20 protein-coding genes are annotated in these 18657 nt (G+C 74.1%); 12 read left to right on the top strand and 8 right to left on the bottom strand.

The annotated features are described in order from the left end of the window. Positions 1 to 13 precede the first annotated feature (13 nt). The 3 genes from ACFT5B_RS09205 to ACFT5B_RS09195 all read left to right on the top strand — a co-directional run bounded on the left by ACFT5B_RS09205 (position 14) and on the right by ACFT5B_RS09195 (position 2328). Entirely contained in the window at positions 14 to 1009 is a 996-nt protein-coding gene (locus ACFT5B_RS09205; RefSeq protein WP_386797694.1) for an NADPH:quinone reductase, read from the top strand. 70 nt (positions 1010 to 1079) lie between these two features. After that, on the top strand, positions 1080 to 1598 hold the full coding sequence (locus ACFT5B_RS09200) for a MaoC/PaaZ C-terminal domain-containing protein (RefSeq protein WP_386797693.1): 519 nt from the start codon (positions 1080 to 1082) through the stop codon (positions 1596 to 1598). A 52-nt stretch (positions 1599 to 1650) separates the two neighbouring features. Next, a complete protein-coding gene (locus ACFT5B_RS09195) occupies positions 1651 to 2328 on the top strand; it encodes a flavin reductase family protein (protein WP_386797692.1) in 678 nt (225 codons plus the stop codon). 36 nt (positions 2329 to 2364) lie between these two features. Here the strand turns inward: ACFT5B_RS09195 and ACFT5B_RS09190 are convergent, their stop codons facing one another. After that, complete coding sequence (locus ACFT5B_RS09190) at positions 2365 to 2661, bottom strand: DUF3175 domain-containing protein (protein WP_386797691.1); 297 nt, start codon at positions 2659 to 2661, stop codon at positions 2365 to 2367. 89 nt (positions 2662 to 2750) lie between these two features. On the opposite strand from ACFT5B_RS09190, the gene ACFT5B_RS09185 reads away from it, so the two are divergent. The 6 genes from ACFT5B_RS09185 to ACFT5B_RS09160 all read left to right on the top strand — a co-directional run bounded on the left by ACFT5B_RS09185 (position 2751) and on the right by ACFT5B_RS09160 (position 7164). Next, the gene (locus ACFT5B_RS09185; protein ID WP_386797690.1) at positions 2751 to 3122 is read left to right on the top strand and encodes a DoxX family protein; all 372 of its coding nucleotides are present in this window, start codon (positions 2751 to 2753) and stop codon (positions 3120 to 3122) included. A gap of 85 nt (positions 3123 to 3207) precedes the next feature. Next, positions 3208 to 4113, top strand: coding sequence for a sulfurtransferase (locus tag ACFT5B_RS09180; protein ID WP_386797689.1), 906 nt, complete (start codon positions 3208 to 3210; stop codon positions 4111 to 4113). A gap of 199 nt (positions 4114 to 4312) precedes the next feature. Next, on the top strand, positions 4313 to 4756 hold the full coding sequence (locus tag ACFT5B_RS09175; RefSeq protein WP_386797688.1) for a SufE family protein: 444 nt from the start codon (positions 4313 to 4315) through the stop codon (positions 4754 to 4756). Between the two features lie 118 nt (positions 4757 to 4874). After that, the gene (locus tag ACFT5B_RS09170) at positions 4875 to 5267 is read left to right on the top strand and encodes a GntR family transcriptional regulator (protein ID WP_386797687.1); all 393 of its coding nucleotides are present in this window, start codon (positions 4875 to 4877) and stop codon (positions 5265 to 5267) included. Then, positions 5264 to 6160, top strand: coding sequence for an ABC transporter ATP-binding protein (locus tag ACFT5B_RS09165; protein WP_386797686.1), 897 nt, complete (start codon positions 5264 to 5266; stop codon positions 6158 to 6160). Before ACFT5B_RS09170 ends, ACFT5B_RS09165 begins: the two co-directional genes overlap by 4 nt. Next, positions 6157 to 7164, top strand: a complete 1008-nt coding sequence (locus ACFT5B_RS09160) for a hypothetical protein (RefSeq protein WP_386797685.1) — start codon at positions 6157 to 6159, stop codon at positions 7162 to 7164. The genes ACFT5B_RS09165 and ACFT5B_RS09160 overlap by 4 nt, the downstream gene beginning before the upstream one ends. A gap of 6 nt (positions 7165 to 7170) precedes the next feature. On the opposite strand, the gene efeB is transcribed toward ACFT5B_RS09160, so the two are convergent. From efeB to eda, 5 genes are all read right to left on the bottom strand, one after another. After that, positions 7171 to 8436 (bottom strand): iron uptake transporter deferrochelatase/peroxidase subunit, encoded by a 1266-nt coding sequence (gene efeB, locus ACFT5B_RS09155; RefSeq protein ID WP_386797684.1) that lies wholly within the window; start codon positions 8434 to 8436, stop codon positions 7171 to 7173. Continuing rightward, positions 8433 to 9680: an iron uptake system protein EfeO gene (efeO, locus tag ACFT5B_RS09150; RefSeq protein ID WP_386797683.1), complete on the bottom strand. Its 1248-nt coding sequence runs from the start codon at positions 9678 to 9680 to the stop codon at positions 8433 to 8435. Before efeO ends, efeB begins: the two co-directional genes overlap by 4 nt. Positions 9681 to 9693: 13 nt before the next feature. Next, a complete protein-coding gene (gene efeU / locus ACFT5B_RS09145; protein WP_386797682.1) occupies positions 9694 to 11328 on the bottom strand; it encodes an iron uptake transporter permease EfeU in 1635 nt (544 codons plus the stop codon). A 791-nt stretch (positions 11329 to 12119) separates the two neighbouring features. After that, the gene (locus ACFT5B_RS09140; RefSeq protein WP_386797681.1) at positions 12120 to 13220 is read right to left on the bottom strand and encodes a PfkB family carbohydrate kinase; all 1101 of its coding nucleotides are present in this window, start codon (positions 13218 to 13220) and stop codon (positions 12120 to 12122) included. Further along, the gene (gene eda, locus ACFT5B_RS09135; RefSeq protein ID WP_386797680.1) at positions 13217 to 13912 is read right to left on the bottom strand and encodes a bifunctional 4-hydroxy-2-oxoglutarate aldolase/2-dehydro-3-deoxy-phosphogluconate aldolase; all 696 of its coding nucleotides are present in this window, start codon (positions 13910 to 13912) and stop codon (positions 13217 to 13219) included. Before eda ends, ACFT5B_RS09140 begins: the two co-directional genes overlap by 4 nt. Positions 13913 to 14012: 100 nt before the next feature. Between eda and ACFT5B_RS09130 the strand changes: the two genes are divergently transcribed. Beyond that, on the top strand, positions 14013 to 14777 hold the full coding sequence (locus ACFT5B_RS09130) for an IclR family transcriptional regulator (RefSeq protein WP_386797679.1): 765 nt from the start codon (positions 14013 to 14015) through the stop codon (positions 14775 to 14777). Between the two features lie 71 nt (positions 14778 to 14848). Beyond that, the gene (locus ACFT5B_RS09125; RefSeq protein ID WP_386797678.1) at positions 14849 to 15244 is read left to right on the top strand and encodes a universal stress protein; all 396 of its coding nucleotides are present in this window, start codon (positions 14849 to 14851) and stop codon (positions 15242 to 15244) included. A 12-nt stretch (positions 15245 to 15256) separates the two neighbouring features. Here ACFT5B_RS09125 and ACFT5B_RS09120 read toward each other — a convergent pair whose 3' ends face one another. After that, a complete protein-coding gene (locus ACFT5B_RS09120; RefSeq protein WP_386797712.1) occupies positions 15257 to 16171 on the bottom strand; it encodes a VOC family protein in 915 nt (304 codons plus the stop codon). A 165-nt stretch (positions 16172 to 16336) separates the two neighbouring features. On the opposite strand from ACFT5B_RS09120, the gene ACFT5B_RS09115 reads away from it, so the two are divergent. Then, positions 16337 to 17185 (top strand): hypothetical protein, encoded by an 849-nt coding sequence (locus ACFT5B_RS09115; RefSeq protein ID WP_386797677.1) that lies wholly within the window; start codon positions 16337 to 16339, stop codon positions 17183 to 17185. Between the two features lie 24 nt (positions 17186 to 17209). On the opposite strand, the gene nhaA is transcribed toward ACFT5B_RS09115, so the two are convergent. Then, positions 17210 to 18604: a Na+/H+ antiporter NhaA gene (nhaA, locus tag ACFT5B_RS09110; RefSeq protein ID WP_386797676.1), complete on the bottom strand. Its 1395-nt coding sequence runs from the start codon at positions 18602 to 18604 to the stop codon at positions 17210 to 17212. Positions 18605 to 18657 lie beyond the last annotated feature (53 nt).

Genomic DNA, 18657 nt, shown 5'->3' with positions numbered 1-18657 from the left:
GTACGTTGGACGGGTGACCGCGCTCCCGGACCGCATGCACGCGGCGTTCGTCGACCATCCCGGGCCCGCCGAGTCCATCCGCTACGACACGCTCCCGGTCCCCACGCCGGGGCCCACGGACGCCCTCGTCCGGGTCGAGGCGGTCGCGGTGAACCACGTCGACACGTTCGTCCGGTCGGGCGCCTACGCGACGCCTCTGCCCTCGCCGTTCGTCGTCGGCCGAGACCTCGTCGGGACGGTCGTCGCGTGCGGCCCGGGCGTACCAGGCTTCGCCGTCGGCGACCGGGTGTGGACGAACAGCCTGGGTCACGCGGGACGCCAGGGTGCCGCGGCCGAGTACGCGGCGGTACCGGCCGACCGGCTCTACCACGCACCGGACCACGTCGCGCCGGCGGAGCTCGTCGCGGTCCTCCACCCGGCCGCGACGGCGTTCCTCGCCGTCGAGCTCCACGGCGCCGTGCGACCGGGCGAGACCGTGCTCGTCGCGGGCGCCGCGGGACACGTCGGCCGGGCCGCTGTGCTGCTCGCCGCGCGTGCCGGGGCACGCGTCGTCGCGACCGCCCGCGCCGAGGATGCCGACGTGGTCCGCGCGCTCGGTGCGGACGCCGTCGTCGACTACCGCTCCCTCGACCTCGCCGCCCGGCTGCGCACGGCGGCACCGGACGGCGTCGACGTCCACGTCGACACCTCCGGACAGCACGACCTCGACCTGGCCGTCGGGCTCATGGCCCCGCGGGGACGCGTCGTCCTGCTCGCCGGGATGCGGGCGCGGCCCGAGCTGCCTGTCGGGCCCGTGTACACGCACGACCTGCAGCTGCGCGGGTTCGCGATCTCCGTCGCGACGGTCGACGAGCTCGCGGCGGCGGCGCGCCGCATCAACCTGCTCGTCGCCGACGACGCCCTCCGCCCGCGCGCGGTCGAGGAGCTCCCGCTCGCCGGCGCCGCCGAGGCGCACCGGAGGCTCGAGGCGGGCGAGGCCCGCGGGACGCGCCTCGTCCTGCTCCCCTGACGGAGTGCGGCCCACCCGCACGCGGGCGCGGAGCGCGCCGCCCCGCGAGCGACGGGAGTACGGTCGCACCGTGCCCGACGACGCCACCTCCCCCGCGACCGAGCCCTCCTTCCACCCCGCACCCCCGACGTTCGGCCCTCCTCGCCACCTGGAGGACTTCGCCGCCGGCCAGGTGCTCACGACCCCGGGCCGGACGATCACGGAGGCCGACGTCGTGTCGTTCGCGGCCTGGACGGGTGACGCCAACCAGGTCCACACGGACACGGAGTTCGCGGCGGGCACGCGCTACGGGCAGCGGATCGTGCACGGCATGCTCGGCGCGTCCCTGTGCCTCGGGCTGATCGCCCGCACGGGGGTCTTCGAGGGCACGGCGGTCGCCCTGCTCGGGATCGACGGGTGGCGCTTCACGGCGCCTGTCTTCATCGGCGACACCCTCACGTGCACCGTCGAGATCCTCGGCGCGCGCCCGACGAGCAAGGGCACGTACGGGGTCGTCGAGCGGCAGGTCACGCTCCGGAACCAGCGCGGCGAGACCGTCCAGGAGGGCCGCATGGACGTCATGGTCCTACGCCGTCCGGCCGCCGGGTGAGGCGTCGGATTCCCGCCAGACGCGCCCGGCCCCGGCCGTCGACGCTGGAGGCATGACCTTCACCACCCCGGCACCCGCCGCCACGACCACCCCGACCCACGCCGTGATCGATCCCGCGATCCTCTACTTCGGCACGCCCGTCGTCCTCCTCAGCACGCTGGACGCCGGCGGCCACGCGAACCTCGCGCCGATGTCGTCGGTGTTCTGGCTCGGGAAGACGGCGGTCCTGGGACTGGGCGCCCGGTCCCAGACCGCGCTCAACCTCGAGGCGACCGGTGAGTGCGTGCTCAACCTGCCCTCGTCCGCCCAGGTGGACGCCGTCGACCGGATCGCCCTCACCACGGGTCGCGACCCGGTGTCCGCGCGCAAGTCCGCGGCCGGGTACCGGCACGAGCCCGACAAGTTCGGCCGCGCCGGCCTGACCCCGGTGCCGTCGGACACCGTCGCGCCGCCCCGCGTCGCCCAGTGCCCGGTCAACCTCGAGGCGCGGCTCGTCCACACCCACCCGCTCGAGCGCGACGACCCCGAGGAGGCCGGGTCGGTGGTCGCGTTCGAGGTCCGGGTCACACGCGTGCACGTCCACGAGGACGTCCGGATGGCGGGGACCGCGCACCGGGTCGACCCCGACCGGTGGCGCCCGCTCCTCATGAGCTTCCAGCGCTTCTACGGGCTCGGTGGCGAGGTGCACCCGTCGCGCCTCGCCTCGATCGACGAGGAGTGGTACCGCTGAGCCCGCCGGCACCGCCCGGCGCAACGCCGGGCGGTGTCAGTCCTTCCCGTACAGCGCGCGCAGCTCGTCCTTGGCCCGCTCGAGCACGTCGCGCTGGTCGGCGTCGAGGTCTTTGCCCGCCCGGTTGACGTAGAACGTGAGCATCGACATCGCGGACCGGTAGGGCGAGCTCTTGCGCCGTCCGCTGGCCTCGGCCGAGTCGCGGAGCGACCGCGCGATGCGCTTCGGGTCCTTCCACGTGAAGACGCCGTCCTCGAGGTCGATGGCGTCCGAGTGCTCGGTGACGTCCTGGGACCAGCGCCCGTCGTCGGAACCTGCCTGCGACCTCGACACTCTCCACCTCCGCGGGCTCGCGATCGTGCTTGCCTCTCCCTCCAGATTCACGGACGATGAGCCCGTTCGCACCTCACGATCGGAGCCCCATGGACCTCGCCCTGTGGATCGTCGCCGGCATCCTCGCCGCCGTGCACCTGGGAACGGGGATCATGAAGCTCGCTTACACGCGAGAGACGCTCCACGCCCAGATGCCGTGGGTCGACGACTTCTCCGCGGCGACCGTCAAGCTCGTGGGCGCGGCCGAGGTGCTGGGCGCCGTCGGGCTGATCGTCCCGGAGGCCACGGGCATCGCCGAGATCCTCACACCGATCGCCGCGACCTGCCTCGCCGCCCTCCAGGTGGGCGCCGTGACGGTGCACCTGCGCCGGCACGAGACGGAGAACCTCGGGCTCAACGTGTTCCTCTTCCTGGCCGCCGCGTTCGTCGCCCTCGGGCGCCTCGCCGGCTGGGGCTCCTGAGCCGGTCCCTGGATCCGGACACGTCGTCTCACCGACCGAGACGGCCCCCTCCCGGCGGGGCCCCGCCGGACCTAGAGTGGGTCCCATGCCTGCCGCACTGGACACCAGCTCCCCGAAGATCAACGAGTACGCGCATCCTGAGCGCCTCGTGACCACCGCCTGGCTCGCCGAGCACCTCGGCGACCCCGGCCTCGTCGTCGTCGAGTCGGACGAGGACGTCTTGCTCTACGAGACGGGCCACATCCCCGGCGCGGTGAAGATCGACTGGCACACCGACCTCAACGACCCCGAGGTGCGCGAGTTCATCACGGGCGCGGAGTTCGCCGCGCTGCTCGCGTCGAAGGGCATCACCCCGGACACGACGCTCGTCGTCTACGGCGACAAGAACAACTGGTGGGCCGCATACGCCGCGTGGCTCTTCACGCTCTACGGCCACGCCGACGTCCGCCTCCTCGACGGCGGGCGGAACCTCTGGGTCGCGGAGGGCCGCGAGCTCACGACCGATGCCCCGGCGCCCGAGCCGGCCGAGTACCCGGCCGCCGAGCGCGACGACGTCACGTACCGCGCCTTCAAGGAGGACGTGCTCGCGCACATCGGCCGGGGCCCGCTCGTCGACATCCGGTCGTTCCCCGAGTACACGGGCGAGCGCCTGCACATCCCGGACTACCCGGAGGAGGGCGTCCTGCGCGGCGGCCACATCCCGACGGCGCGCAACGTGCCGTGGGCCACCGCGGTCGCCGAGGACGGCACCTACAAGTCCCGCGCCGAGCTCGAGGGCATCTACCGCGACGGCGGCCTCGGCCTCACCGAGGACGACGCCGTGATCACCTACTGCCGCATCGGGGAGCGCTCGAGCCACACGTGGTTCGCGCTGCACTTCCTCCTCGGCCTCGAGAACGTCCGCAACTACGACGGCTCCTGGACCGAGTGGGGCAACGCCGTCCGCGTCCCGATCGCCAAGGGCGAGGAGCCGGGCGAGCTCGCGGCCTGAGCCGCCCGCTCCGCCCGGAGCACCCCCGACGACGGCGCCCGCCTCCCCGCAGAGACGGGCGCCGTCGTCGTCGGATCCCCCGCGGGCTGTCAGAAGCTGACCGCACTCTGCTGCCGTCAGGTTCTGACAAGCCGACGGCGCGACGCCCCGGCGGTGAGACACCACCCCCGTGCCCGTGCACCAGTGGAAGGATGGACCCGTGACCGAGACGACGCTCCCGCCCGTGCTCGCGGAGATCCGCGACGACTTCCTCGCGCTCGGCGAGCGCGACCGGCTGCAGCTCCTCCTGGAGTTCTCGCGCGAGCTGCCGGAGATCCCGGTCCGCTACCAGAACGCGCCGGGCATGCTCGAGCGCGTCGAGGAGTGCCAGTCGCCCGTGCGGGCGTTCGCGGAGATCGACGGCGACCAGCGCGTCCACCTCTACGCCACCGCGCCGGCCGAGGCGCCGACGACGCGCGGCTTCGCGTCGATCCTCGCGCAGGGCCTCGACGGGCTCAGCCCGCGGGAGGTCCTCGACGTGCCGGACGACTACCCGATGAGCCTCGGCCTCACGAACGCCGTGAGCCCGCTCCGCCTCAACGGCATGTCCGGGATCCTCACGCGCGCCAAGCGGCAGGTCCGCGAGCAGCTCGCCGCCGCCTGACGACACGCCGTCCGCCAGGCGCCCCCACGCGCGCACCCCGCACCCCTGGAACTCGACGGTTGCCCGAAGGCGCCCCGCCGTCCTATTGTGCTAATGCCCTAGCAGAATGGGATGACCGATGATCCAGTTCCACCTCGACTCCTCGTCCGGCGTCGCGCCGTACCTCCAGATCGTGCAGCAGGTGCGCCACGCCCTCCGGCTCGGCCTCCTCCGCGAGGGTGACCAGCTCCCGACCGTCCGCGAGGTCGTCTCGACGGTCACCATCAACCCCAACACCGTGCACAAGGCGTACCGCGAGCTCGAGTACGCCGGGCTCGTCACGCCGCGTCCCGGGCTCGGCACGTTCGTCACCGGCTCCCTCGCAGGAGGTGTCCCCGCCGCCTCGTACGTCCGGCTCCGCGCCGACCTCGTGCGCTGGATCGAGGACGCTCAACGCGCCGGGCTCGACGACGAGAGCGTCGAGGCCCTCGTCCACGGCACGCTGCGCGAGCACCTGCGGGTCGAGCCATGACCTCGGCGCTCGCGGCCCGCGGCCTCACCAAGCGGTACGGACGCCGGACCGCGCTCGACGACTGCACCCTCGACATCCCGACCGGGCGCGTGGTCGCGCTCGTCGGACCCAACGGCGCCGGCAAGTCGACCCTCCTGGGCCTCGCCGCGGGACTGCTGCGGCCGACGTCGGGCGAGATCGAGGTGCTCGGCGACGCTCCTGCCTCCGGCCCCGACCAGCTCGCCCGCGTCGGGTTCGTCGCGCAGGACGCGCCCACCTACGCGAACCTCACGGTGGCCGACCACCTCCAGCTCGGTCGCCGCCTCAACCCGCGCTGGGACGCCAAGCTCGCGGAGCGCCGGATCGGGGACCTCGGCCTCGACACCACCCAGAAGGCCGCCCGGCTCTCGGGCGGCCAGCGGGCGCAGCTCGCGCTCACGCTCGCACTCGCCAAGCGCCCCGAGCTGCTCCTCCTCGACGAGCCCGCCGCGAGTCTCGACCCCCTCGCCCGGCACGAGTTCCTCCAGGGACTCATGGCGCACGTCGTCGACCACGAGGCGTCCGTCGTGCTGTCGTCGCACCTCGTGAGCGACCTCGAGCGCGTCTGCGACCACGTCGTGGTGCTGACCGGCTCCCGGGTGCAGCTCGCGGGCGACATCGACGAGGCGACGGGCACGCACTACCGCCTGACCGGCGACGCCCGCGACCTCGACGCGCTGCCGCCCGGCGCCGAGCTGGTGCACGCGACCGACAACGGGCGCCACCGGACCGTCGTCGTGCGGAGCGCACTGCCCGTCGTCGCAGACCGGGTCCAGGTCGAGCAGCTCGGCCTCGAGGACCTGGTGCTCACCTACATGGCGCGCGCCGCCGCCCCCTCCCCTCGCACCGTCTCGTCCCCGGAGGTCGCCCGATGACCTGGCTCGCCTGGCGCCTGTTCCGCGCCCAGGGCTACCTCGCTCTCGCCCTGCTCGCCTGCCTCGCGGTCGTGGCGGTCGCCACGGGCCCGCACCTGGCCTCCCTGTACGCGGAGAGCGGCAGCACGGCCTGCACCGGAGACCGGTGCTCGGCGCTCGCGCAGTCGTTCCTCAACGACGCGAAGTCGGGGCTCACCGGCGCCTTCTACACCGTCGGGATGCTCGCCGTGATCGGGGTCCCGATCCTCGCGGGCGTGTTCTGGGGCGCGCCCCTCGTGTCACGCGAGCTCGAGGCCGGCACCTACCGCGTCGCCTGGACCCAGAGCGTCACACGGACCCGCTGGCTCCTGCCCCGGCTCGGCCTCGTCCTCGGGGCCGCGGCCGTGACCGCCGGCCTGGCGTCGCTCGCGCTCACCTGGTGGGCGAGTCCCATCGACTCCGCCCAGGGCGGCCGCCTGCAGCCCGGCGTCTACCTGGCGCGCGGCATCGTCCCCGTCGGCTACGCCCTGCTGGCCGTGGCGGTCGGCGTGCTCCTCGGTGCGGTCATGCGCCGCACCGTGCCCGCGATGGCGACGACGTTCGCCGTCGTCGCCGGCGTCATGCTCACCTTCTCGCTCTGGCTCAGGCCGCACCTGGTCCCGCCCGTGCACTCGAACGTCCCGCTCGACCTGCGCGACATCCAGACCTTCGCCGAGACCAACGGCGGGCACATGGAGGTCGTCGTGAACTTCGCCCAGAAGGGCGCCCTGGTGCTCTCCAACCGGACGCTCACCCCCGAGGGGAAGCTGTTCGTCGGGCCCGCGGACCCGACCCAATGCTCCCGCGATCTCCCCGGCCAGCAGTGCATGGACTGGGTCGGCTCGCTCGGGCTGCGGCAGGACGTCACCTACCAGCCCGCGAGCCGGTTCTGGGACTTCCAGCTCGTCGAGACGGGCATCCTCGTCGTGCTCGCGGCCGCGGCGGTCGCGCTGTCCGTCTGGTGGGTGCGGCGCCGGCTCAGCTGAACCGGGTCAGCCGAACAGCGCCTCGCCGACGTAGCTCCCCGACGCGGGGGCGGGGGGCACCGCGAACACACCCGACCCGACGTGGGCGATGTACTCGTTGAGCCGGTCCGACTGGCCCAGCTTCGTCTGCAGGGTCACGAACGCGGCCGGGTCGTTCATGTAGGCGATGAACAGCAGGCCGGCGTTGATCTGCCCGTCGGCGTTCATGCCGTCCGTGAAGTTGTACGAGCGGCGCAGGATCTTCAGCCCGCCGTTGTTCTCGTGCGCCGCGAGCGCGACGTGCGACGTGGCGGGGATCGCGGGCTCGCCGTCGGCGCCCTTCTTCGCGAAGTCCGGGGCGTCGAACTCGTGCGCCCCGGACAGGGGCGCACCCTCCTGCTTGGAACGCCCGAACACGGCCTGCTGGTCTCCGATGAAGTCCGAGTCCCAGTTCTCGATGTGCATCTGGATCTTGCGCGCCACCTGGTAGGTGCCGCCCTTCATCCACGCCTGGTCGGCGCCGTCGTGCCAGACGAACGACGCGAGGTCGGCGTCCGACTTGATGTTGCGGGTGCCGTCCTTGAAGCCCATGAGGTTGCGGGGCGTGCTCTGGCCCTTGCCCGCCGACGCGCGGCCGAAGCCCATGACCGTCCAGCGCACCGTCGCGGAGCCCTGGGCCATCCGGGACAGCACCCGGATCGCGTGGTAGGCGACCTGCGGGTCCTCCGCGCACGCCTGCAGCGACAGGTCGCCGCCCGTGAGGTTCTCCTCGAGACGCTCGCTCGGCAGGGCGGGCAGCGGCCCGAACTTCGCGGGCTTGCGGTCGGCGAGCCCGAACCGGTCGTCGAACACGCCGGGACCGAGCCCGATCGTGACCGTGAGGCCCGCCGGCTCGAGGTCGGCCGCCTCGCCCGTGTCCGTGGGGACGGCGCTCGACCGTGTCGGCTCGACCGCCCCGAGCGAGCGGCCGCGCTGGAACTGCGCGATCGCCGCCGACCAGCGCGCGAGGAGGACCTGGAGGCTGCGGGGATCGCTGACCGTGAGGTCGTACGCGGCGAAGATCGCGTGCCGCTGCTGCGGGGTGTCGATCCCGCCCTGGTGGGCCCGGTCGTAGAACGGGTAGGCCGTGTGTGACGGCACGCCGTCCGAGGGCGCGGCGGCGTCCGCGCCCTCGGACCGGGCCCAGGCCGTCCCGCCCACGCCGCCGAGCGCGCCGACGGCGAGCCCACCGATGCCGGCGCCGAGAAACGCCCGGCGCGAGAAGCGCCCGTCGTCGTGGGAGGAGCCGCTCACCGGGCCGTCGCGACTTTCTCCGCGACCTTCGACAGCGGCTGCTGGAGGCCCTGGATCGCTCGAGACAGGGTGGCGGCGTCGGTCTTGCGCAGCTCGGGCGTCCACAGCACGTAGCCGCCGAGCACGCTGTTGTCCTGGTACTTCTTGAGCGTCGTCTTCACCGCGTCGAACTGGGCGGTGACCTGCGCGGTGAGGTCGGGGTCGATCTTCTCGAGGCCCGGCTGGAGGTCCGCGAACGCCTGCTCGGCGCCCTCGACGTTGCCCGCGAACGTCGCCAGGTCGAGGTGGCTGTACTTCTCCTCCTCGCCCGTGATCTTGTTCGCCTGGACCTCCTCGAGCAGTCCGGCGGCGCCGTTCGCGAGGTCCTCGGGCTTGAACTCGAGGCCCTTCGCGAGGTCCTGCAGCTTCGCGACGTTCGTCGCGAGCTCGGCGGCGTACTTCTTGGTCCCGGCGTCGATCTTCTTGGTGCCGAACAGGTCGCGCTCGACGGCGTGGATGCCGTGCCAGCCGACCGCCGGGTCGAGCGACGAGGCCCGCATGTCGATGAGGTAGTCGAGGTTTCCCTTGTTGTCGGTGGCCTTGAAGCCCGGCAGGACGAACCCGTCGACGTCCGACTCGATCTTCTCGTAGAACGGGCGCGCGGTCGCGTACGCCTGCTGGGCCGCGGCGAGGTCGCCCGCGTCGACGGCCTTCTTCAGGTTGTTCACGCCCACGACCATGGCCGCGAGCTGGCTCTGGACGAACGTCCCGTATGCGGCCGTCCCCTCGGCGAGGATCGACTGGACGCTGCCCGTCGGGGCCGCCGCGGCCTGGCCGCTGACCGTGAACGCCACGGTGTCCTTCTCCGCGCCCGGGCAGTAGAACTCGTAGGCGCCGCCGTCGAGCGTCGTGGTGAAGCTGACCGCCGCGAGGCCGGGCGCGAGGTTCTCCTTCTCGCCCACGATCCGGTTGTTGAGCAGGAGCTCGACCTCGTTGATCGCGGCGGAGTCCTTGTTGGTGACCGTGAACGTCACCGGGCCCGCCGGGACCGAGGTCGAGGACAGCTCGCACGCGTCCGCGCCGCTCGCGGCCGTCAGGGTCACGTCGACCTTGGTCGAGCCGCCCGACGACGTCGCGCCCGGCTTGGCCGTGGCGTCGCCGTCGCCCGAGCAGCCGGCGGCGACGAGCGCGACGGCGCCCAGCACGCCCGCGAGCCCGGCGACGGTGCGCACCCGGCGCGCGCGGAAGGAGAGGGAGGACTGCATCGTTCGTGTGCTCCTACGAGTTCTGGGCGCCGACAGCGGCGGCGCCGGGGACCGCCTGGGGCGAGGCGAGGGTTGCGGGTTCGTCCGCCGCGGCGGCAGCGCGGACGAGCGCGCTCCGACGACGCAGCGCCGCCGCCACGAGGGCGAGGGCGGCCACGGCGAGGACGAGAGGGAGGTAACGGCGCCACAGGTCACGGTCCTGGGCGGCGAGATCCGCGGCGGTGGTCCGCTGCACGACGGCGTCCCGGTAGGACGGCGCGACGGTCCAGTCCGCGACGCCGCCCAGCGAGCCGGGCGCGACGGTGAGGGTGCGCGGCGCGCTCAGGCCGCCGCCGTCGAGCGTGAGGACGGTCGTGGTGGTCTGGGTGGCGTCGAGCAGGGTGTCCGTGGACGTGGTCCACGCGGTGGTCTCGCTGGTCTGCGACCAGGCGGCGTCGAACGGACCCGGCGTGAGGTCGGCGCTCACCCCGACGGGGAGCTTGCCGCCGCCGTAGCGGAGCAGGTCGTCGAGGGTCACGGTCGCGGGCAGGTCGCTGGTGGGCAGCGTCGTGGTCACGTGCGACTCGCGCGCGTCGACGCCCGCCACGACCACCGCGGCGCTCGGCGCACCGTCGAACGAGACCGTGCTGCGGATCCTGCCGTCCGTGTCGAGCACGCCCAGGATGCGGTTCTCCCCGCCCAGCCCGGCCGTTCCGACCGGCGTCGAGCCGTCCGCCGACGCGACGACCGGGGCGGGCGTCGTCGAGCGGTAGGCCGGGACCGTGGGGACGAGGACCGCGAGCAGGACCGCGGCGACGCCCAGGCCGCCCGCGAGCGCGAGCTCGAGACGCAGCGCCGCGCGTCCCTGGAACCGCCGCTTGGCGGGCCACACCGCGAGCGCCAGCATCGGCACGAGGTAGAGCGCCCAGCCGAGCAGCTCGATCACGCGCGGGTCCGTGGGCATCCCGAGGATGCCGCTGATGAGCGCCGCCCGGACCGAGCCGACCGGCGCGAGCCACGTGAGGTCCACGGTGCGGCCCTGACCGATCGTGATCCAGCCCGCCTCGTGCGCGTGCCGCAGCATCGTAAGGACGAGGCCCGCGGCCACGAACACGAGGAAGATCCCCGTGTACTGGAAGAACTTGCCCAGGTTGAGCCGGACCCCGCCGTGGTACAGCCCGATGCCCAGCCCGACGGCGACGACGATTCCGAGCGCGGCCCCCACGACCGCCGCGGCCGTGCTCGTCGACGCCTGGAACGTCGCGAGGAGGAAGACCGAGGTCTCGAAGCCCTCCTTGACGATCGCGAGGAACGCCATGCCCGCGAGCGCCCACGCCGTCCCCTCGCGCAGGGCCTCGCCCGCGTGGGCCTCGAGCTCCTTCTTGAGCCCGCGCGCGTGCTTGCTCATCCAGACGATCATCGTCGTGACGAACAGGATGGCGACGGCCGAGATGACGGTCTCCATGCCCTCCTGGGCCTGCTGCGGGAGGCTCGACGACACCACCTCGAGCGTCACGCCCACCGCGACCGACAGGACGACCGCGGCGCCGATGCCGATCCACAACGGCCGCAGCGATGCGCCGTTGCGCTTGAGGAACGCGGCGAGGATGCCGACGATCAGCGCTGCCTCGAGGCCTTCGCGGAGGCCGATGACGAACGTTGCGAGCACGGGGACCCCGGTTCATGCGGACGGGACGGTGCGTCCGGGGCGGGCGCCGAGGTCGCGATGGTTAGCGTAGCCTCACCTCCCCCGCTTTTCGCAACACCCTCGTGCCGGAAATGAGACGTGACCCGCGTCACGTCGTCGGGGGCGAGGGTCTGTCGCAGCGGTCCGCGCCGTGCGGGCGGGGGTGTGTCGCGCGATCTTCCAGCCGCCTCGCTCGTTCCTCGCTCGGCTCCCGCCAGACCCGCCACGCCCCCGCGACACACCCCCGCCCGCCCGGCCCTCGTGCACCCCGTCACCCGGCGTCGTCGGGCCCCGGCCCGAGGCCCGCCCGCGCCACCCATGCGCATACTCCCCCCCCGCCGACCAAGCGGGTTTCTCACCGAGCAAGAGCCTCGGACCCCCTTGCTCGGCGGGAAACCCGCTTGCTCGACGGGGCACACTCTCGACGCGCGACGCGCGCACGCCCTCGACGCGCCGAACCGACCGAGATCGTCACCTCGACGGCGCGAGGACGACGATCCGCGTCAGTTCGGCACGACGACGCGCGGCAGCCTCGCACCCAGCGAGCGAGGTGAAGCGTCTCGCCGGCGGTACTGACGCGGGCGGTGCGCGAACTCACCCGACGGCCGGGCCGACACGGCGCAGGAGGGGCGGGAGGGCGGGGTGTGCGCGCGGTCGTGGCGGGTCTGGCGGGAGCCGAGCGAGGAACGAGCGAGGCGGATGGAAGACCGCGCGCACACCCCGCCCTCCCGGCCCGGACCGAACCACGACGAGCCGGCCGACCACCGAAAAGATCAGCGCACGACCCGCGCGCCCCCACCCCCGACGAGCCGCTTCACCTCGGCGAGCGTCGCCATGGAGGTGTCCCCCGGCGTCGTCATGGCGAGGGCTCCGTGCGCGGCGCCGTACTCGACGGCGTCGGCGACCGACCCGAGCTCCATGAGCGCGTAGGCGAGCCCGGACGCGAAGGAGTCGCCGCCGCCGACGCGGTCGAGGATCTCGAGGTCGGGCCGGTGGGTGGCTTCGGCGAACCCTTCGCGCCGGGACCAGGCGATGGCGCCCCAGTCGTTGCGGGTGGCGCTGCGCACGGAGCGCAGCGTGGTCGCGATGACCTGGAAGTTCGGGAACGCCTCGGCGGCGCGCCCGATCATGGCGCGGAAGGCGCCGGTGTCGAGGTCGGTGAGGTTCTCGTCGACTCCTTCGACCTCGAGGCCGAGGGACGCGGTGAAGTCTTCCTCGTTGCCGATCATGACGTCGACGTGGCGGGCGAGCCGGGTGTTGACCTCTTGCGCACGCTGCGGGCCACCGATCCCGGCCCACAGGGACGGCCGGTAGTTGAGGTCGTAGGACACGATCGTGCCGTGCCGGCGGGCGGCGGCCATGGCGGCCTCGGCGACGTCGGCCGTGGACTCGGAGAGGGCGGCGAAGATGCCGCCGGTGTGGAACCAGCGCACCCCCTGGGAGAAGAGGGCGTCCCAGTCGACGTCGCCGGGCTGCATCGCGGCGGTCGCGGTGTGCCCGCGGTCGGAGACGCCGACGGCGCCGCGCACCCCGTAGCCGCGCTCGGTGAAGTTGAGGCCGTTGCGGACGGTGCGCCCGATGCCGTCGTAAGGCAGCCACCGCACCCAGGAGGTGTCGAGGCCGCCGGTGAGCATGAGGTCCTCGACGAGGCGCCCGACCTCGTTGTCGGCGAGGGCGGTGACGACGGCGCCGCGGAGCCCGAAGCAGCGGCGCAGGCCGCGCGCGACGTTGTACTCGCCGCCGCCTTCCCAGACGTCGAAGTGCCGGGCGGTCCGGACGCGGCGCTCGCCGGGGTCGAGGCGGAGCATGACCTCGCCGAGGGCGACGACGTCGTAGCGGCAGTCCGCGGCCGGGCGGACGTCGAGGGCGGTCATCGGGTTCCTCCGGTGGGCTGGGCGAGGGCGACGGCCTCCGCGGTGCGGCGGGTGATCTCGGCCCAGTCGCCGGCGGCGACCAGGGCTTTGTCGACCATCCAGGACCCACCGACGGCCAGGACGGACCGCTGCGCGAGGTACTCGGGGGCGCTGGCGGCGGAGATCCCGCCGGTGGGGACGAACCGGAGGTCGGGGAACGGCGCGGCGAGGGCCTTGACGGCGGCGACGCCGCCGATGACGCCCGCGGGGAAGAGCTTGACGACGTCGAGGCCGAGGTCGAGCGCGGCGATGATCTCGGTGGGGGTCGCGACGCCGGGGACGATCGGCACGCCGTGCTCGTGGGCCCGCTCGACGACGGCCCGCGACAACCCGGGCGAGACGAGGAACCGCGCGCCGGCGGCGACGGCGTCGTCGACCTGGCGGACGTTGACGACGGTGCCCGCGCCGACGAGGACGTCGGGGAGCTGGTCGGCGACGGCGGCGACGGCGTCGCGTGCCCCGGCGGTGCGGAAGGTGATCTCGGCGACGGGCAGCCCGCCGGCGACGAGCGCGCGCGTCACGCCGACGCCGTCGTCCGGGCCGTCGACGACGACCACGGGCACGATGCGCGTGATGCCGATGGCGTCGAGGACGAAGTCGCGGGCGGCTGACAGGTGGTCGGGCGCGGGCGGTGCGCCGGGAGTGCTGGTCATGGACGGCTCCGTCCCTCTGGCTATCACCTTCGTGATAGCGTTTCGTCATAGTGAACGCCTGTTTCGCGTTGCGAATCGCACCTTACACCCCGGAGGCCTCGTGCCCGCCAGCCCCCCCGCCCCGCCGGCCCCGGACGCCCCGGACGCCCCGGACGCGAGCCCGCTCCCCGCGGTCGACAAGGCCCTGCGCGCGCTCGAGGTCCTGTCCGACGCCGGGCCGGCGGGCCTCCCACTCGGCGCGCTCGCCGAGTCGCTCGGCCTCCACAAGTCGTCGGTGCACCGCACCCTGGCGGCGCTCGCCCATCGCGGCTACGTGGACCGTGCCAATGACGGCGGCTACCGCCTCGGCTCCGCCGCCCTGGCGCTCGGGGCGACCTGGGCTCCCGCCGAGCACCTGCCCGCCCTCGTCCACCCGGCGCTCGTCGCGCTGTGCGAGGCGAGCGAGGAGCTCGTCCACCTCGGCGTCCTCGTCGGCGCCGACGTCCTGTACCTCGACAAGGTCGAGCCGGAGCGGCCGGTGCGCGTGTGGTCGGCCGTGGGGCGCCGTCGCCCGGCGGTCCGGACCGCGCTCGGCCGCGCGCTCCTCGCCCTCGGCCCCGAGCCCGTCCCCGACGCCTCTCCCGCCGACGACGCCGCGATCGTCCGCGCGCGCGAGGTCGGGTACGCCGTCGAGCGGGAGGAGAACGAGCCCGGCATCGCGTGCGTCGGCGTCGCGCTCGTGCGTGCCGGCGCCCCGGTCGGCGCCCTCAGCGTGACCGTCCCCGCGGAGCGGATGGGACCGGACCGACCGGGCGAGCTCGCCCGCCTGGCACGAGCCGTCGTCCCGCCGCTGCTCCCGCCGGGCCTCGCCCTCGCCGGCGTCTGAGCCGGCGACAGGGCCGCGCCGTGCGAAGGCCCGTGCTGCCGGACCCGCCGCACCTGGGTGACAATGGGCGCGTGACGGTGCTCCTCGCGTACAACCTGACCCCCCAAGGCGACGCGGCCCTGCGTGTCGCGGTCGGCGAGGCGGAGCGGCGCGGCACCACCCTCACGCTCCTCACGCTGAGCGTCCCGGGCGCCGACCGGTCGGACGGCGTCGACCCCGACGACGAGCTCGCCCACGCGCGCGAGCAGCTTCCCGCCGGCCTCGCCGACGCCGCGGTGCTGCGGCGCGACCCCGACGTCCTGCCCGCTGAGGCGATCCTGGACGCCGTCGACCAGGTCTCCCCGGAGGTCGTCGTGCTGGGTGCCCGCAAGCGCCCCGACGTCGGCACGTTCCTGCTCGGCACCACGACCCAGCGCGTCCTCCTCGACGCGCCGGTCCCGGTGCTCGTGGTCAAGGGCCCGCGCTAGCGAGACCGGCGCTCAGGCGCCCACGACCTCGATCACGTTCGACCACGGGTCCTCGAACCGTAGCGCCGCGCCGTCGTGGCGCGTGGCGACCCCCGCGTGCCGCAGGCGGTCGGCGAGCGCGGTGACGGCGTCGTCGGACGGGAGGCGGACGGCCACCGTGCCCAGCCCCAGCGTGGACGCGCGCGGCCCCGCGCCTCGCGACTGCCACGTGTTGGCGGCGAGGTGGTGGTGGTACCCGCCCGCGGACACGAACAGCGCACCGGGGACCCGGGCGGTCTCCTCGAAGCCGAGCGTGCCGACGTAGAACCCCCGGGCTGCGTCGACGTCGCCGACCTTGAGGTGCACGTGCCCCACGACAGCACCGGCGGCGCCTCCGACCGCCGCCGCCCCGGCGTCCCCGGCGGACGGCAGGTGCGTGCCCATGAAGTCGTTCGGGTCGAGGTGCAGGGTGTCCATGCGGACCTCGCGGCGGCCGTCGGGCTGCTCGTCCCAGGCCCACAGGTCGCGCGGACGGTCGTGGTAGAGCTCGACGCCGTTGCCCTCGGGGTCGGTGAAGTAGAACGCCTCGGACACCAGGTGGTCGGCCGACCCGACGAACGTGCCGGGGGCGGTCCGCGCGACGGACGCGAGGGCCTGCGCGAGCGCGGGGGCGTCGTCGAACAGGACCGCCGTGTGGAAGAGCCCGGCCTCGCCGCGGCGGGCAAGCGGCAGCGCGGGTTCGCGGCGCAGCACGACGACGGGCACGCTCCCCCGCCCCAGCACGACGGTCTCACGCCGGGCGCTCCCCGCCCCACCCGCGCCGAGGGCCTCGGGCGACGCGAGCACGTCGGGCACGACGGCGTCGTCGAGCACGTCGAGGGACAGCGCGTCGCGGTAGTAGCGCGTCATGAGGTCGAGGTCGCGCACGAGCAGCGTGACCGCGGCCATCGACGTGGCGGCGGGGAGAAGATCGCTCGAGGTGGGAGCGGGCACGGGGTCCTCCAGAATCGTGAGTTGTCCCTACAACCATCCGCAGGGTTTCCCGCATTCCCCCGCGACAACCGCGCACCGGCGTTCCCGCGTCTCGACGGGGCGTCGTGCCATGATCCCCCCGTGACCGGCACCGATCCCGCACAGCCCACGGACAGGCGGCGTCGACGGCTCGGCACGGCGCTCGTCGTCGTGGTCGCCGTCGTGGTCCTCGCCGTCGTCGCGGTCCCCGTGCTCGTCGCGGTCTCGCTCCGCCCCGCCGACGGCGACCGGGTCGCACGCGACCTCGCGGACCGCGTCGTCGTCGGGATCGCCGACGACATCGCCACCGACGGGCGCACGGCGGACGCCGACCGGCTCGCGCAGGAAGCCGTCACTGACCCGCGCGTGCCCACCGACGTCCCCGACGCGACCTACGACGTCGCGCCCCTGGCCTGGTCCGGGCGGACCGACGGCGAGGGCGGGGCGCGGGTCGAACTGGTCGTCGCGGTCGACGTCCCGGGCGAGTCCGCGCAGGCGATCTTCGGCAAGGAGCGCACCGCGGGCTCGGCGCGGGCGTGCTGGCGACTGGTCGTGCGTACGGGCCAGGACGTCGCGGACCGGGAGCCGATCCCCTGCCCCGGCGGCACCCCCACCGCGACGCCGTCCCCCACCCCGCTGCCGACGTTCCCCGCGAACGCCGAGAAGGAGGTCCGCGCGGCACTCGACGCGCTCCCCGACGACGCGACGGCCCCAGCCGCGCAGCGGGCGCTCGCGGCGCGCTTCGCCGCCCCGCTCTCGGTCCGCGTCGAACGCGACGGCCACGAGCTCGTCGCCGCGGTCGGGCTCCTGTCCACGCGCGACTGCGTGGTCGCCGTCCGGCACGACGACGAACGGGCCCGGAGCTTCACCGGCTTCGACCGGGTGCAGCTCGATCCGGGCGAGGTCGGGTGCGCACCCAGCCTCTACCTCGCGCCCGTCACCACCCACTGAGGCACGGGACGCCGTCGGGACAGCTCAGGACGCGGGCGACACCCACGGCCGCGGCGGCAGCGCGGCGGGCAGCGCCTCGACGCCCGGCGAGCACAGCGACGACCGCTCGCCGAAGAACCGCAGCACCGCGGTGCCGAGCAGCGCGGCGACGAGCGACCCGGCCAGGATCCCGACCTTCGCCTCCGCCTTCGTGGCCTCGTCGGTGAACGCGATGTCGGTGACGAACAGCGAGATCGTGAAGCCGATGCCGCACAGGATCGCCCCACCCAGCAGGTGCCCGTACCGGACGCGGCCGGGGAGCACCCCCACGCCCGTGCGGAGCGCCACGAACGACGCCCCGAACACGCCGACGAGGTTCCCGGCGACCAGCGCGATCGCGATCCCGATCGCGACGCGCGAGTGGAGCGCGTCCTGGAGCGCCTGGCCGTCGAGCCGCACGCCCGCGTTGGCGAGCGCGAAGATCGGCACGATCACGAACCCCGACCAGGGGTGCAGCGCGCGCTGGAGCCGTTCGTTCACGGGGACGGCTGCGCGCCCGGCGAGCTCGGCCTGGTGCTCGCGCTCCGCCGTCGTCTCGAGCTCGAACAGCCGGACGAAGCGCGCGACGTCCTGCACCTGGCGCCGGCGCGGGGCTGCCGTCGGGACGAGGAGGCCGAGGACGACGCCACCGAGCGTCGGCTCCACCCCCGACGCGTGCATCGCGAACCACAGCGCGATCCCGGCCGCGACGTACGGGAGCAGCTGCCACACGCCCAGCCAGCGCATGACCAGCACGACGACGCCGATCGCCGCCGCCACGACCAGCGGGAGCACGTGCACCGACGGCGTGTAGACGAGGGCCATCACGGTGATCGCGCCGATGTCGTCGACGACGGCCAGCGTGAGCAGGAACAGGCGGAGCTGGTCGGGGCAGCGGGGCCCGAAGAGCGCGAGGATGCCGATGAGGAACGCGGTGTCCGTCGACATGACCGCCCCCCAGCCGTGAACGTCGCCCGTGCCGTGCGTGAACGCGACGAACACGAGCGCCGGGACGGCGAGCCCGGCAAGAGCCCCGAGCGCGGGCACCGCGACGGTCCGGCGGTCGCGGAGCTCGCCCGTGGAGACCTCGCGCGCGATCTCGAGCGCGATGACCAGGAAGAACACGACCATGAGTCCGTCGTTGACCCACTCGCCGAGCGTGAGGTCGAGGTGCATGTCGCCGACGTGCGCGCCGGACTCCGTCGACCAGAAGCTCCGGTAGGCCGACGGCCAGGCGTTGGCCCACACGAGCGCCGCGACCGTCGCCGCGAGGAGGAGCGCGGCACCGCCCGCCTCGGTCGCGAGGAAGCGCCGCAGGCTCGGCGCGACGGGCCGGATCTGCACGCGCAGGGGCGGCCCCGGGCGGGGTGGGGTCAACGAGAGCGCGAGCGGCTCGGACATGCGGCTCCTCGGGTCGGTGCGGTGGTTCGCCGGCCGGCACGGACCATTGTGCT

Source organism: Luteimicrobium sp. NPDC057192 (assembly GCF_042670205.1).
In the GTDB taxonomy this organism is placed as follows: Bacteria; Actinomycetota; Actinomycetes; order Actinomycetales; family Cellulomonadaceae; genus Luteimicrobium.
The sequence above is the reverse complement of the archived record's forward strand: the minus strand, read 5'-3'. Positions and strand labels throughout refer to the sequence as shown.